At 37.1% G+C, this 14,079-nt stretch carries 13 protein-coding genes, 1 pseudogene and 1 riboswitch; of the genes and pseudogenes, 3 read left to right on the top strand and 11 right to left on the bottom strand.

All coding sequences use genetic code 11. The annotated features are described in order from the left end of the window. Window positions 1–997: histidine kinase (locus Q0543_RS00505; protein WP_299247546.1), on the top strand; the 997-nt coding region annotated here is incomplete at its 5' end. Beyond that, entirely contained in the window at window positions 990–1,739 is a 750-nt protein-coding gene (locus Q0543_RS00500) for a LytTR family DNA-binding domain-containing protein (protein WP_299247543.1), read from the top strand. The genes Q0543_RS00505 and Q0543_RS00500, both read left to right, overlap by 8 nt. Before the next feature lie 245 nt (window positions 1,740–1,984). Here Q0543_RS00500 and Q0543_RS00495 read toward each other — a convergent pair whose 3' ends face one another. Next, window positions 1,985–3,244, bottom strand: coding sequence for an NAD(P)/FAD-dependent oxidoreductase (locus Q0543_RS00495; RefSeq protein WP_299247540.1), 1,260 nt, complete (start codon window positions 3,242–3,244; stop codon window positions 1,985–1,987). Between the two features lie 333 nt (window positions 3,245–3,577). Further along, complete coding sequence (locus tag Q0543_RS00490) at window positions 3,578–4,306, bottom strand: hypothetical protein (protein ID WP_299247537.1); 729 nt, start codon at window positions 4,304–4,306, stop codon at window positions 3,578–3,580. 85 nt (window positions 4,307–4,391) lie between these two features. Here Q0543_RS00490 and Q0543_RS00485 point away from each other — a divergent pair, with 85 nt between their 5' ends. Next, window positions 4,392–4,988 carry a thiamine phosphate synthase gene (locus Q0543_RS00485; protein WP_299247533.1) on the top strand — a complete coding sequence of 199 codons (597 nt, stop codon included), beginning with the start codon at window positions 4,392–4,394 and terminating at the stop codon, window positions 4,986–4,988. Window positions 4,989–5,329: 341 nt separating this feature from the next. On the opposite strand, the gene Q0543_RS17005 is transcribed toward Q0543_RS00485, so the two are convergent. The 9 genes and pseudogenes from Q0543_RS17005 to Q0543_RS00445 form a co-directional block, all read right to left on the bottom strand. Beyond that, entirely contained in the window at window positions 5,330–5,563 is a 234-nt protein-coding gene (locus Q0543_RS17005) for a rhodanese-like domain-containing protein (protein WP_366799897.1), read from the bottom strand. A 99-nt stretch (window positions 5,564–5,662) separates the two neighbouring features. Next, a pseudogene (locus Q0543_RS00480) lies at window positions 5,663–6,370 on the bottom strand (HesA/MoeB/ThiF family protein); the annotation flags it as partial. A gap of 339 nt (window positions 6,371–6,709) precedes the next feature. Further along, window positions 6,710–7,825 (bottom strand): 2-iminoacetate synthase ThiH, encoded by a 1,116-nt coding sequence (gene thiH / locus Q0543_RS00475; RefSeq protein WP_299247530.1) that lies wholly within the window; start codon window positions 7,823–7,825, stop codon window positions 6,710–6,712. Window positions 7,826–7,830: 5 nt separating this feature from the next. Then, window positions 7,831–8,607, bottom strand: a complete 777-nt coding sequence (locus tag Q0543_RS00470) for a thiazole synthase (protein ID WP_299247527.1) — start codon at window positions 8,605–8,607, stop codon at window positions 7,831–7,833. A gap of 447 nt (window positions 8,608–9,054) precedes the next feature. After that, the gene (locus Q0543_RS00465; RefSeq protein ID WP_299247524.1) at window positions 9,055–9,666 is read right to left on the bottom strand and encodes a thiamine phosphate synthase; all 612 of its coding nucleotides are present in this window, start codon (window positions 9,664–9,666) and stop codon (window positions 9,055–9,057) included. A 15-nt stretch (window positions 9,667–9,681) separates the two neighbouring features. Beyond that, the gene (locus Q0543_RS00460; protein ID WP_299247521.1) at window positions 9,682–10,428 is read right to left on the bottom strand and encodes a hydroxymethylpyrimidine/phosphomethylpyrimidine kinase; all 747 of its coding nucleotides are present in this window, start codon (window positions 10,426–10,428) and stop codon (window positions 9,682–9,684) included. A 228-nt stretch (window positions 10,429–10,656) separates the two neighbouring features. Further along, window positions 10,657–12,546: a phosphomethylpyrimidine synthase ThiC gene (gene thiC, locus Q0543_RS00455; protein WP_299247518.1), complete on the bottom strand. Its 1,890-nt coding sequence runs from the start codon at window positions 12,544–12,546 to the stop codon at window positions 10,657–10,659. A gap of 2 nt (window positions 12,547–12,548) precedes the next feature. Beyond that, on the bottom strand, window positions 12,549–12,752 hold the full coding sequence (thiS, locus tag Q0543_RS00450) for a sulfur carrier protein ThiS (RefSeq protein WP_299247515.1): 204 nt from the start codon (window positions 12,750–12,752) through the stop codon (window positions 12,549–12,551). Between the two features lie 80 nt (window positions 12,753–12,832). Next, window positions 12,833–12,941: riboswitch (TPP riboswitch) on the bottom strand. Window positions 12,942–13,023: 82 nt separating this feature from the next. Then, the gene (locus tag Q0543_RS00445; protein WP_299247512.1) at window positions 13,024–13,743 is read right to left on the bottom strand and encodes a hypothetical protein; all 720 of its coding nucleotides are present in this window, start codon (window positions 13,741–13,743) and stop codon (window positions 13,024–13,026) included. Between the last annotated feature and the right edge of the window lie 336 nt (window positions 13,744–14,079).

The following is a 14,079-nucleotide window of genomic DNA, read 5'->3' as shown; positions in this document are numbered from 1 at the left end:
CATTATTTGTATTGAATTATCAGTAGTAGTACTCAAAACCTTTTATTTTTCCATGCCTACTTTTATTTTATTCAATATTCTTGCTATTCAATTTTGTTTATGGGTTGGTTTGAATAAATATAAAAATGGCAACAAAAGTGCAAAATGGTTTGTATGCTCTTTTATTATTTTAAACATATTCTTTTTAATATTCGGTCTGGAGTATTTAAATTGGCTTCCATCTTCCATTTTTACAGTGTATGCACTCAACATAGGAGTTATTCTGCAATTCATTTTTTTATCTATTGGTATAACAGAATCAATTAAAAATTCAGAAAGAGAAAAACATAAAACGCATTTAGAGCTAATCACTACACGAGAAAAAAATGCATCCATGCATCTCATTGAATTAAAAAAACAAATGAATCCGCATTTTATTTTCAATGCTTTAAATTCCATTCTTGAGCGCATATTGACGGATAAAAAAGAGCAAGCAGTGGACTTCTTGACACGTTTTTCAAAGTTAATACGAGACACCCTAAATTATTCTGAACAAGTATTTATACCACTTTCTGACGAACTTACATTTATTGAAAATTATTTATTTATTGAGCAAATGCGGCTCGGCACCAGCTTCACATATACAATAGGATTTCCAACAAATATGGAAACGGATGACATTGAGTTCCCATCCTTTATCATTCAACCCTTTGTTGAAAATGCCATCTGGCATGGTCTTATGCCAAAGGCAGGCAATAAAAGTTTACGCATAAATGTTTATCTAGAAGGTAAAATACTCCATGTACAAATAATTGACAATGGGGTTGGTAGGAAAACGATACATCAAGAAAAAAAAGTACATAAATCAAAAGGGATTTCCATTGTTAGAGAACGTCTTAAACTAATTGAATTAACATACCACTTAAAAACAGATTTACACATATCCGATTTGTATGATGATAACAACAATCCGTGTGGAACAATCGCACACATAAAAATTGAAACCAGCTATGAATGAAAAAATTAAAGCAATAATAATAGACGATGAAAAAGATGGAAGGACAGTTTTATCTACATTGATAAAACTGTATTGCCCGCAAGTGGAAATAATTGGAGAATCATCTTCTGGAGAGCAAGGCTTGATAATGATAGAAGAATTGAATCCCGCATTGGTTTTTCTTGATATAGATATGCCTGGCATGAATGGCTTTTCTTTATTAAAAAAACTAAAAGAAATCAACTTTGAAGTAATCTTTGTAACAGCCCACCACCATTACGCCCTAAAAGCAATCAAACATAGTGCATTGGATTACCTTTTAAAACCAGTTGACAAAACAGAATTGATTGAGGCCATAGGAAAATTTAAAATTAGCTCTAGTGTAAATGAGCGGATGGCATACTTATTAGAAAACGAAACCAAAGACCTCAGTGAGTTAAAACAGATTATTTTAAATGTTCGAGAAGGATATGTTTTTTCTGAAATAAATGAAATCGTACGATGCGAAGCTGATGGTAATTACACAACCGTATTTTTCAAAAATGGTGATAAACAAGTTGCGAGTAAAACACTAAAGGAGTTTGAAAACTTATTAAGTGAACATAATTTTTGGAGAATTCATAAGTCTCATTTAATCAACCTCAAATATCTAAAAAAATATATCAAAGGTGAGGGTGGAGGAAATGTTGTGATGACAGACAATTCAGAAATTGAGGTTTCAAGAAGAAACAAGGATGCTTTTTTAAAAAAATTCAATTTATAAAAAGCAATGAGTAAATTTATAACAGCCTTTAAAAATATTTTTTTATTTAATTACAACAAACACTTTTTTGTTCAAAAAAATAATTAATAGCTATTACACATTTTCTCATAAAAGAAAAGCAGCTCTAAAGGCTGCTTTTCTTTTATGAGATTTTCTGCTATTTTTATAAAACTACTAACTTAGTTGTTGACAATGAATTATAAATTCATAATTCATAATTCATAATTCATAATTCATAATTCACATTACATATTCTTCTTCTTTTGTGTCAATATCAAACGTAATGATGTATCCTTCGTAAAGTAAGCCCAAGCCCAGTTAATGAAAATAATGAGTTTATTTTTAACACTTAAAATCAACATCAAGTGCACAAACATCCACGTAAACCAAGCTAAGATCCCTTTAAACTTAATGAACGGCAAATCAACCACTGCTTTATTTTTCCCTATAGTTGCCATAGATCCTAGATCTTTGTATTCAAACTCTTTTAATTCTTTTTTTGTTTGAATTGCTTTTAAGTTCTTTGCAAGTGTTTTTGCTTGATTTGTAGCAACGTTCGCTAATTGCGGATGCCCTTTGGGATATTTCGGTGTTTCCATATAAGCAATATCACCAACTGCATATACATTTTTATACCCTTGCACTAAATTTGTGCGATCCACTTTCATTCTGTTCGAGTGCGCATAGACAGATGCATCTAAGCCTTCAAATGTATTAGACGTAACTCCGGCTGCCCATATTAAATTAGAAGTTGGAATTATTTTTCCATCACTTAATACGGCTCGTTTTCCATCATAGTCCTTCACAACAAGTTGGGTATGAATTTCTACGCCTAGTTTTTCCAAGTACATACGAGAAGCTGTATGCGCTAAATCACTCATGCTATTGAGCGTATTTGGACTACCTTCAATGATTATAATTTTCAATCTTGAAAAATCAATTCCAGGATAATCTTTTGGAAGAATATGTTTTTGTATTTCTGCAAAAGCGCCTGCAAGCTCAACACCTGTTGGTCCGCCACCTACGATCACAATATTATATAATGCTTCTTGTTCCTCTTTTGAAGCATAAATTATCTTTTCAAAATTTATAAGAATATGATTTCGAAGTTCAATAGAATCGCTCGTAGACTTTAAGGTAAATGCATTCTCTTCAATTACCTTATTTCCAAAAAAATTAGTTTTACATCCGGCAGCAATAACCAAATAATCATAAGTAAAATCGCCAATAGTAGAATGAACCGTATTCGTTTCTGGATTAATTGCAGTAACTTCAGTTAAACGAATCTGCACATTTTTTTTATTTTGAAAAATTTTTCTAAACGGAAAGGATATGCTTGAAGGTTCCAATTGAGAGGTCGCAACCTGATAAAATAAGGGTTGAAATTGATGATGATTTATTTTATCTAGCAGTGTTACGTTAAATAATTTCTCATCTAAATTTTCAATGAATTGTACTCCAGCAAAACCACCGCCAATAACAATTACGTTCTTTCTATTTTCCATAACACAGGTATGTTTCAATTCTTAATTATAACCCAATATAAACGTTTCTATGAAAATTACTATTACATATAATTCGATACTTTCAACACATAATGGACACACTCGTACCTTTGACTAAAACGGCTATAAAAATTGTATTTATTACGAATTATAAATGATTATTTTGAGAAAATAGTAAAGCTTTAAGTATTGATCAAATTTGATTGCAACAAAACACCTATACACGACCATTCATTTAGAATCATACATTCTGAGTTTATGTAAGGTATCAAACAAAAAAATGATCTGCTGCATACGCAACAAACCATTTCAACGTGTGTAATACTAAAGTTTTTATTTCATTTTGCAACCCATCATCATATCAGAACATGCAGCACTTAGCATGCCACCGATGGTTAATTTAGCATAATAACCAATGTTGCTAGCCGAACCGAAAGAAGAAACTCTTTCTCTCGTTCCATTGTATTTAAAGTCGTTGTTTGTTGGAGTAACATGAACACCTAAATCTAAACCCAACTGCATGATATGTTTTGTTTTTGAACAGGTAATATTTTTACGCATACCAACACCACCATTAAAACTCAAAGCTGTATTAGAGAAGTAACCACTTTGACCTGCCTTTATGCTATATTGTGGATCAACAATGTCAATTCCATTTTTATTTTTGATTGTCACACCACTGTATACGCCACCTATACCTGCATACGGATAAAGCATAAAAGATGATTTATCTACAACCAAATAACCAAGGTTAAAATAAGCAAAACCTTGCATTACTTTAGCAGAAGATAATGCATCATCAGCAGGTGTGCTACGCAATCCGCCTAATTCGCCTCCAAACATGATTCTATGACAAATTGTAAATTCAGACGCACTTAATACAAAAGCACCTCCATCAATATTGAAGTTATTTCCATAAGTAGTCTTCATTTGAGAAGATAAACCTGTGAATTGTGTTTGTTGATATCCAAAAGACAAAGAACGCATTACACGAATTGAATCTTCTGCATTGGAAATAAAGCTGGTTGCTAGCAAAGCAACGATAAAAACGATTTTTTTCATCTTGTTCATGTTTAAATTTTATAACTGGTTTAATATAATTTAACCAAATCTTTCCAATAATCAATTGAAGATGTTACATTTATATATGTTTAAGATCGTAGTAATAACGCCTGAAACGGGACATCCAGATGAATCACATATACTAGAGTTTCTTGTGAAAGAATATGGTTGTCAAATACATATACGCAAACCTAATTTTGATAAAGAAAGCTATAAGAAGTACTTACAGAATCATAACCGTTTGCTCTCGCATTTTGTTCTGCATGAACACCATTCTTTAGCAAAAGAATTTCAAGTTAAGGGCATTCACCTTAAAGAACGGGATAGAAAAGGCTCTAATTTAAGTTTTAATGAATTAAACATCGTCTCCACATCCATTCATAGCATTAAAGATGCGGCACATCTTAAACATTCGTTTGAATACATTTTTTACAGTCCTTTATTCGAAAGTATTTCCAAACAAAGTTACGGATCTAATAAAACATACGAAGAGTTAACAGAATCGGTTTTTGAGCTTAAAAAGAATACATCCATACCCATTATGGGGTTAGGTGGCATCGACGAAGAGAATATTGAATTGGTTAAAAAAAGTGGTTTCGATGGAGCGGGGCTTTTAGGGTCAGTTTGGGGTGCTAGGGATCCAGTAGCAACAATCAAGCTATTGTTCTCTAACAATCGATAAATTCCAAAAAACAAAAAACAAATTCCAAACTACTAAGAAGTAGAAATTCCATAACACAAAATAAAAATTCCAAACGGATAAAAGTCAATCTGGCCAGTCTTTAGCGAAACAGTGACTGTTGACTTTTATTTTTGTAGTCTTTGACTACATGTTTATTTATCAATTGCAGTCAAAGACTGCCGAATGATAGACACCAGTCTGAAGACTGGCCAGGGGAAATAAGCTTGCGTTCAAAACGAATCCTTCAAGGTTTTGAAAACCTTGAAGGATTTCGACAAGATCTTTCCTCTGTTTGGAATTTGTTTTTTGTTATTTGGAATTTACAACCTACCCACAAATCATTAAAAATCACGCAAACCACCACGTAGGTTGTATACGTTCTTAAACCCTTTCCCATATAAAAAATCAACAACCTTTCTGCTACGGCCACCCATTTGGCAGTGCACGATCACTGGAATATCTTCACGTATGCGATTTAGATTATCTTTAACGGTATTCATCGGAATCAATTCTCCGCCGATATTTTTTTGTTCGTATTCGTGAGGCTCACGTACATCGATTAATTGAAAATCCACATTCTTTTCTTTCCAAGATTCGAATGTTTTTTTGTCGATATCGGGAGACGTTTCACATACTTCTTCGTAGATACCCAATTCTGTTACGACACTTGCAACAGGATCTTTAAATACTTTTAATTTCTGAACGTCATTACTTAAGGCGTTATACATGTATAACACTCCACTTAGCACCTCCCCTTTTTCAAGAATGATTTTAATCACCTCATTGGCTTGCAGCGTTCCTATTATACCCGGCAATACACCAATCACTCCTATCTCAGAACAATTCGGCACCTCACCTGCTGCTGGAGGCTCAGGAAATAAACATCTGTAAGTAGGTCCACCCTTGTAATTGAATACACTTACTTGTCCTTCGAATTTGAAAATAGAACCAAAAACCAATGGCTTCTTTAATATTACACATGCGTCATTTACCAAATAACGTGTAGCAAAATTATCAGAACCATCTACCACAATATCATAGCTTTCAAAAATTTCCAACGCATTATCTTTCGATAACCATACCGGATATACATCGATGATAATTTCAGGATTCAAAGCATGTAAGCGTTTCGCTGCAATCTCTGCTTTCGACTTCCCTTCGTCTTCTGTAACAAATAACACTTGTCGCTGCAAATTTGTAACGTCTACTTTGTCTGCATCAATAATCCCAATACGACCAACGCCTGCTGCTGCTAAATACAACAACGAAGGAGAACCCAATCCGCCAGCACCAACAACAAGTACAGATGCGTTGGTAAGTTTGGTTTGACCTTCGATGCCAACTTCTGGGAGGATTGTTTGACGGGAATATCTATTCATTTTGAAGGGACTTAAGGCCTAAGGCGGAAAACTTAAGGCGTGTAAAATTTTATCTTAGGTTGTACATTTTAAATAAGTAATAAATTCAGACCTTCAAGGTTTTTAAAACCTTGAAGGTGTTTGTATCATGCTTTAGGCTCGGAGCTCTGGCGCCAGTCTTTAGCGAAGCGAGACTGGTGTTTTTTATTTTCCAGTCTTTGACTGATTTTATATAAATGCAGTCAAAGACTGCGGAATGATAGACACCAGTCTGAAGACTGGCGCCAGAGAGATTTGCATTCTATGGCCGTTTGGAATTTGTTTTTTGTTATTTGGAATTTGCAATTTGCAATTTGGCACCAGCTATACATCAAAACTCTTTTCCCAATCCTTCCACACTGGCTCATACCCTGCCCCTTTCAGCATCGTTGCAATTTCTTGTGCACTGCGTTCGTCGGAGATTTCAAATTGCTCTAAGGATTCCTTTGCCACTTCGTAGCCACCCGGATTTGTTTTTGAACCAGCGCTCATCGAGGTGATGCCTAATTTTATAATGTGGTTTCGAAACGCTTCTGTTTCGCGTGTTGAAATAGAAAGTTCTAATTCTTGATTGAATAAACGGTAGGCGCAAATCAATTGCACCAACTCCCGATCGTTCATAATTACTTTTGGTTGCGTATTACCCACATACGGGCGCAAGCGCGGGAATGACAAGGAATATTTCGTTTGCCAATAATGCTTCTCCAAATAATTCAAATGCGCGGCAGTGAAAAAACTATCTACACGCCAATCTTCCAAACCAATCAATACACCTAAACCCAATTTATCGATGCCAGCTTTTGCTGCACGATCGGGAGTTTCAATTCTATAATTGAAATTCGATTTCTTTCCCTTCGGGTGATGGGTTTTATATTCTTCTTGATGATAGGTTTCTTGATATACCAATACAGCATATACCCCTGCATCAATCAATATTTTATATTCGTCCTCGTCCAAGGGTTGCACCTCAATGGAGATTTGTGCAAAGTGTGGACGTAAGATTTCAATTGCATGTTTCAAATACGGAACACCAACCGTTTGATTTGCTTCACCTGTCACCAACAACACGTGGTCAAATCCCATGGCTTTAATCACTTCTGCTTCACGAAGAATTTCTTCATCGGTTAAAGTTTTACGCATCAGTTTATTGTCCATACTAAATCCGCAATACGTACAAATATTTTGACATTCGTTCGACAAATACATGGGCACATACATTTGCATGGTTTTGCCAAAACGTTGCAAGGTACGCTGATGGCTTCGTTCTGCCATTTGTGGCAAATACGCTTCAGCAGCAGGAGAAATCAAGGCTTTAAAATCTTCCAAATTCAATTGCTCTTTCGACAAAGCACGCTCCACGTCTATAGCTTTTTTAGCATAGATGGAAGTGGATACTTCATCCCAAGAATAGTTTTCGAAGATTTCTTTAAATTCTGCCATAGTTATTATAAATCATTCAAGAATGACAACAAGGGACTGCTTGCATGCGCTGCATTACTAACAGGCGCAAGTTTTGCTAAGTAGGCCATACGTCCTGCTTCAACAGCCATTCCGAAGGCTTTACCCATTGCTCGTGTATCGCCAGCAACAGCCATTGCTGTATTTACCAATACGGCAGATGCACCCATTTCCATTGCTTCTGCCGCTTGCGACGGAGCACCAATGCCGGCATCTACAATCACAGGCACCGTACTTTGTTCTATAATTATTTCTAAGAAATCGCGTGTACGCAATCCTTTATTGCTACCAATCGGCGAACCCAAAGGCATTACTGCTGCACAACCTACTTCTTCCAATCGCTTACACAACACCGGATCAGCATGAATATAGGGTAGTACCACAAAACCCAATTTCACCAATTCTTCTGCAGCCTTTAATGTTTCAATCGCATCGGGCATTAAATATTTAGGGTCGGGATGAATTTCTAATTTCAACCAATTTGTACCTAAGGCTTCGCGTGCTAAGGTAGCAGCAAAGACCGCTTCTTTTGCATTGCGTGCACCAGATGTATTTGGCAATAAATCAAAACTTCCTTTTTTCAACCACTGTAAGATATCATCTTCCTGCCCGTCCATGTCGATGCGGCGCAAGGCAACCGTTACCAACTCAGAACCAGAAGCCTGCAAGGTATGGAACATTTCTTCCCCAGTCGAAAATTTACCGGTACCGGTGAATAAGCGACTTGTGAATGTTTTGTCTGCTATTTTTAATTGATCACCCATGATGGTTGGTTTATGAGCTTATAATTGATTCTTGTGACTAAATTCCAAATAACAAAAAACAAATTCCAAACTGCTTTAGATTAAGATTTGCACTTAGAAACTAATCCTTCAATGTTTTTAAAACCTTGAAGGATTGCTAACACCATGGCCTGTGACACACAGGCCATCTTTGTTAACGCTGATATTCCTCTGGCGCTAGTATTAAGCGAAGCGGCACTAGTGTCTTTGCTTTTTGTAGTCTTTGACTACCTACTGTTTAATCAAATGCAGTCAAAGACTGCCGAATGATAGACACCAGTCTGAAGACTGGCGCCAGTTGTGTGCCTCACCATGGCCTGTGACACACAGGCCATCATTGTTTATAGATTTAGTGGTCAGTGTGTCACAGACCACGGCGCCAGTTGTATTATTCCGGCCGTTTGTTTTTTGTTATTTGTTTTTTGGAATTTAGTGCGCATGTGCTGAAAGGAACTCCTTCACCATACTTGTTGGATTCTTCGCTCCTTTAATTGCACTCGATACCGCAACACCATGTAAACCTATATCATGTAAGGCAGCTATATCTTCGTATACAATCCCGCCAATCGCGATGATGGGAATACGTATGCTGTTTGCCTGACAGCTTTGCAAAATGTCTGCATAGCCATCTAAGCCCAACACTGGACTTAAATTCTTTTTTGTTTCAGTAAAACGCAAGGGACCCAATCCGATGTAATCTACACCTGCTTCGTATAAGGCTTCCACATCTTCGAAAGTATTAGCCGTTCCGCCAATGATGAAATCTTTACCAAGTAAGGCACGTGCTTCTGCTGGCGACATATCTTGTTTGCCAAGATGCACGCCATCTGCACCTACTTTTTTTGCAAGCTTCGGAAAATCGTTGATGATGGAATAGACTTTATATTTTTCGCACAAGGCAACAAACGAATCTGCCATATTGTACATATCTTTTTCACTGCGGTTTTTCACGCGCAGCTGCACCCAATTCAGTCCCGCTTTTAATAAGGGTTCTAAACCTTGTGTGGAATCGGTAATATAATGCACGTTTGAAATTACCATCGATATTTTTTATGTTTAATGTAAACCTAATTTTGTTTTTGAAGAATCAAAAAACCCGCACATATACTGCGACGCTTTTTCACTTGCTTCATGTAATGAATTACCCTGTGCAAGAAATGAAGTAATTGCTGACGACAATACGCAACCACTGCCATGTTTCTTTGCAACGGCATTACGCTCTTTGGGAAACTCAATCATTTCTCCCGCAACAAACAAACGATCGACTAATGTCTCTTCGTTAGAGTGCCCACCCTTTAAATACACGTTTGTATGCATCGACAAAATCATGGCTGCTTCTAAGGCATTCTGATCCTGGGTCAGCATTTGTATCTCTGGATAATTGGGTGTAATCAAATACACTTTTGAAAGCAGGGATTTAATATCTGCATTCAACTTCATAAACTCTTTGCCGGAAGAGGTACTTAAGATCGGATCCAATATAAATTTCATATTGGATTGTATGCTCAACACATAATCTATTATATCTGTTGCCATCGACAAATCTTTCATTGCACCAAGCTTGGTATATTCAATCGTATAATTCTCAAGCAAAGGTTTTAACTGCGTTGTGATTTCTTTAATCGAAAACCACTGCACGCTTTCGCATGTATCTTCCGTTTGCGCCGTCAAACAGGTTGCCACCGCAAAACCATAACTCCCCGTTGCAGTAACTGTTTTCACATCTGCAAGAATACCTGCACCTGCCGTCGGGTCTAGACCGGCGATGGAGAGGACGTATGGTTTTTCTAACGAAGTGTACATATTAAATTTTAACTAATGCTCTCGTTTTAATAAAATTCCAAATAACAAAAGACAAATTCCAAACTGCTTTAGAATTCAATTTCATTTTGGCTTTCCTTCTTCTTTTAGACCTTCAAGGTTTTAAAAACCTTGAAGGTATTTATGCGAAATATAAACCACCAATAACGGTGAGCGCATTTGGAATTTGTTTTTTGTTTTTTGGAATTTATTTATTTGTAAGCCGAAGGCTTATAAATAAATCTCTCCTACTTTCTTAAACTCTTCCGACTTCGCTTTCATTCCTTCTTCAAGAATGCTCACGTCGTTCAGTCCGTTTGCATCTGCGTAGTCACGTACTTCCTGCGTAATTTTCATCGAGCAGAAATTCGGTCCGCACATCGAGCAGAAATGGGCAACTTTAGCGCCTTCCGCTGGCAACGTTTCATCGTGGTATTCACGTGCCGTGTCAGGATCCAAGGATAAGTTGAATTGATCTGTCCAACGGAATTCGAAACGTGCTTTACTTAATGCGTTGTCTCTATTTTGTGCTCCTGGGTGGCCTTTCGCAAGATCGGCAGCGTGTGCCGCAATCTTATACGCCATTACACCATCTTTAACGTCTTTCTTATTTGGTAAACCCAAGTGTTCTTTCGGAGTTACATAACACAACATGGCTGTACCGAACCATCCAATCATAGCTGCACCAATTGCAGATGTGATGTGATCGTAACCTGGTGCAATATCGGTTGTCAACGGACCAAGTGTGTAGAACGGTGCCTCGTGGCATTCCTTCAATTGCTTGTCCATGTTTTCTTTGATCATGTGCATCGGCACGTGACCCGGACCTTCAACCATAACTTGTACATCGTGTCTCCAAGCAATCTCAGTTAATTCACCCAATGTTTTCAACTCCGCAAATTGTGCTTCATCGTTTGCATCCGCCAAACAACCCGGACGTAGACCATCTCCCAACGAGAAAGCAACATCGTATGCTTTCATGATTTCACAAATGTCTTCGAAGTGTGTGTACAAGAAGTTTTCTTTGTGATGCGACAAACACCATTTCGCCATGATGGAACCACCACGAGAAACAATACCTGTAACACGTTTTGCTGTTGCAGGAATGTAACGCAACAATACACCTGCGTGGATTGTGAAGTAATCTACACCTTGCTCTGCTTGTTCAATCAAGGTATCGCGGAAAATCTCCCACGTTAAATCTTCTGCCTTACCATTTACTTTTTCAAGTGCTTGGTAAATCGGAACCGTACCTACTGGCACCGGACAGTTACGAATAATCCACTCGCGTGTCTCGTGAATATTTTTACCTGTAGAAAGATCCATAAGGGTATCACCACCCCAACGACAGCTCCACACGGCTTTCTCTACTTCTTCTTCAATCGAAGATGTTACCACAGAGTTACCAATGTTTGTATTTATTTTCACTAAGAAGTTACGACCAATAATCATCGGCTCGCTTTCTGGGTGATTAATGTTGGAAGGAATAACCGCTCTACCTCTAGCCACTTCTGAACGTACAAATTCCGGTGTAATAACTTTCGGAATAGATGCGCCAAAATCGTTGCCTGGGTGTTGTTCCCAAAGCGATTGTATACAACCATCTGCCGCACGCAATTCTTCGATGCGGTTGTTCTCACGAATGGCGATGTATTCCATCTCCGGCGTAATGATACCTTTACGCGCATAGTGCATTTGCGAAGCATTTTGTCCAGCCTTTGCACGCAGCGGTTGTTTCAAGTGATCGAAACGTAAGTGATCCAATTTTGGATCGTTGTTACGCAACTGTGTATATTCAGAAAAAGATTCTTTTTGTTCTTCTACATCTCCACGATCTAAAATCCATTGCTCGCGCAAACGTGGCAAACCTTTACGAATGTCGATGTCTACACTTGGATCGGTGTACGGGCCGCTGGTATCGTATACCGTAACGGATGGATTTTTTTGACGTTTTTCAGCAGCACCTTTCAGGCCTGAATGAATCACGGTGTCTTCTAATATGATTTCACGCATTGCAACTTTTACAGTTGGGTGAATCTTTCCAGTCACATAGATTTTTTGTGATCCTGTTAATGGTTCGCGCGTAATTTGCGGCGCCATGTTGGTGTTTTCAGTTGTCATGTTTATCCTCCTTGTGTTGCACGAATTAATAATACTGCGTCGTTGTCTTTCAACACGCAGCTCTCCCACTCCGATTTGGGTACTACTTGCTCATTTATAGCAATAGCGATTCCCTGCGGACTGGTGATGGAGAGTTTTTCAAAAACTGCATGAATGCGTGATGCATCCGGCAATTCGAGTGGTTTGTTGTTGACAATAACGTTCATTACTTGAATTGAGTAAATAGTGAAATGAAAGCAACAGCTTTACGGGCATGAGATATTGAATGGTGAGGTGAAAACTGCAAAAGTTTTCGGTCACTTTTTCCTTTCGCAGGTATCAGCCTGATCAGGTTCAAAGGGTATAATCTCAGTCGCAATGAAACATTTTGTATCGCGACACCCCTAAAGCGTGTTCGTATTAATACAAATATAGGGGATTTGGGGAGAATTCCTAATACTTGGTGGGGAGAGTTTGGGGATGAGGGGTTTGGGTGGGTTAATATGGTATTTTTTTAATTTTCCTGTTTTCTCCCACGTTTAAGTTATCTACAAGCTGATTTTGTAAATTAACCATTTCGTCATTCACGAAATCAATGATTTTAGTTAAATCAAAGTAAGATTGCTTGCCAATACTTAGTTTTTCCTGAATATAATAATGAACATTATTTCTATATTCGAAATCACGCTTACATAAACTTAGAATATCTTCATCCAGATTCATTATTTCAATATATCTTGATGACAATAGTTCTTTCATTCCTAGGGTATTTTTTAATATCCCATGAATGTAGTTTTTTAATCCCACTTGATCAGTTTTAATTTTACTATTTATTTCCCAGTCCTTTATAGCTCTTATTTCATTAAAAAGAATTGGCCTTGCAAACTGTTCCTTATATAATTCAGGAAATATATTTTTATCTAGTTTATGAATTACATGACCTGTTAGAAGTAGTTTTGCCTTCATTAAATTTTCAAAGCAAATGGTAATTTTGATTGTGTCAACAAGTTGCTCAAAAATTAATTCTTGAAAATCTTCAACCTTTGGTGATGTTGTTGGATCATAATCATCACTTAACTTCTTAATCAAATCAATCTTCTCTATCCTCTTTGTTGTAGCAAATTGTCTAAAACCAAAAGTAAGTAGATTCATTGACAATCCCTTTATATTCATTGGATGATAGTATACTGCTTGATAATTTATTTCTAACTCATCCATGATTATATTTTTTAATTAATTGATGCTAAGCGACTAATTTACAATTAATTTATATCATTGTTAATCCTACTTTGTCAAGTTTCGCCCTTGTCGGAGTTCCCAAGGCCTCAGAAAACAATTAAGTCAGCATATAATTCCCCTTGGGTCTCCGACAAGTCTTCGTTAGCGAGCTGAAACCAAAAATAACAGATCATTATTTCCTCATTTAATTTTGAAACATAAATGTGTTCTGCGCCGACAGCTTGTCGGAGACTCAGGAAAATAGCAGTTGCTCATTAAGCAGATATTTGCTGCCTGAGAACTCCAACAAGGGCGTGTGGGATGCAGACGTTAGGC

The organism is uncultured Cytophaga sp., assembly GCF_937863595.1.
Classification (GTDB): domain Bacteria; phylum Bacteroidota; class Bacteroidia; order Cytophagales; family Cytophagaceae; genus Cytophaga.
This window is presented reverse-complemented; position numbering and strand designations above follow the sequence as displayed.

Excerpts from the sequence above, each read along its gene's own strand:
- Q0543_RS00470 (WP_299247527.1), bottom strand. The coding sequence starts at position 8,607 with ATGGGTGATCAATTAAAAATAGCAGACAAAACATTCACAAGTCGCTTA.
- Q0543_RS00500 (WP_299247543.1), top strand. The coding sequence starts at position 990 with ATGAATGAAAAAATTAAAGCAATAATAATAGACGATGAAAAAGATGGA.
- thiC (WP_299247518.1), bottom strand. The coding sequence starts at position 12,546 with ATGACAACTGAAAACACCAACATGGCGCCGCAAATTACGCGCGAACCA.
- Q0543_RS00465 (WP_299247524.1), bottom strand. The coding sequence starts at position 9,666 with ATGGTAATTTCAAACGTGCATTATATTACCGATTCCACACAAGGTTTA.
- thiH (WP_299247530.1), bottom strand. The coding sequence starts at position 7,825 with ATGGCAGAATTTAAAGAAATCTTCGAAAACTATTCTTGGGATGAAGTA.
- Q0543_RS00460 (WP_299247521.1), bottom strand. The coding sequence starts at position 10,428 with ATGTACACTTCGTTAGAAAAACCATACGTCCTCTCCATCGCCGGTCTA.
- Q0543_RS00490 (WP_299247537.1), bottom strand. The coding sequence starts at position 4,306 with ATGAAAAAAATCGTTTTTATCGTTGCTTTGCTAGCAACCAGCTTTATT.
- Q0543_RS00495 (WP_299247540.1), bottom strand. The coding sequence starts at position 3,244 with ATGGAAAATAGAAAGAACGTAATTGTTATTGGCGGTGGTTTTGCTGGA.
- Q0543_RS00485 (WP_299247533.1), top strand. The coding sequence starts at position 4,392 with ATGTTTAAGATCGTAGTAATAACGCCTGAAACGGGACATCCAGATGAA.
- thiS (WP_299247515.1), bottom strand. The coding sequence starts at position 12,752 with ATGAACGTTATTGTCAACAACAAACCACTCGAATTGCCGGATGCATCA.
- Q0543_RS00445 (WP_299247512.1), bottom strand. The coding sequence starts at position 13,743 with ATGGATGAGTTAGAAATAAATTATCAAGCAGTATACTATCATCCAATG.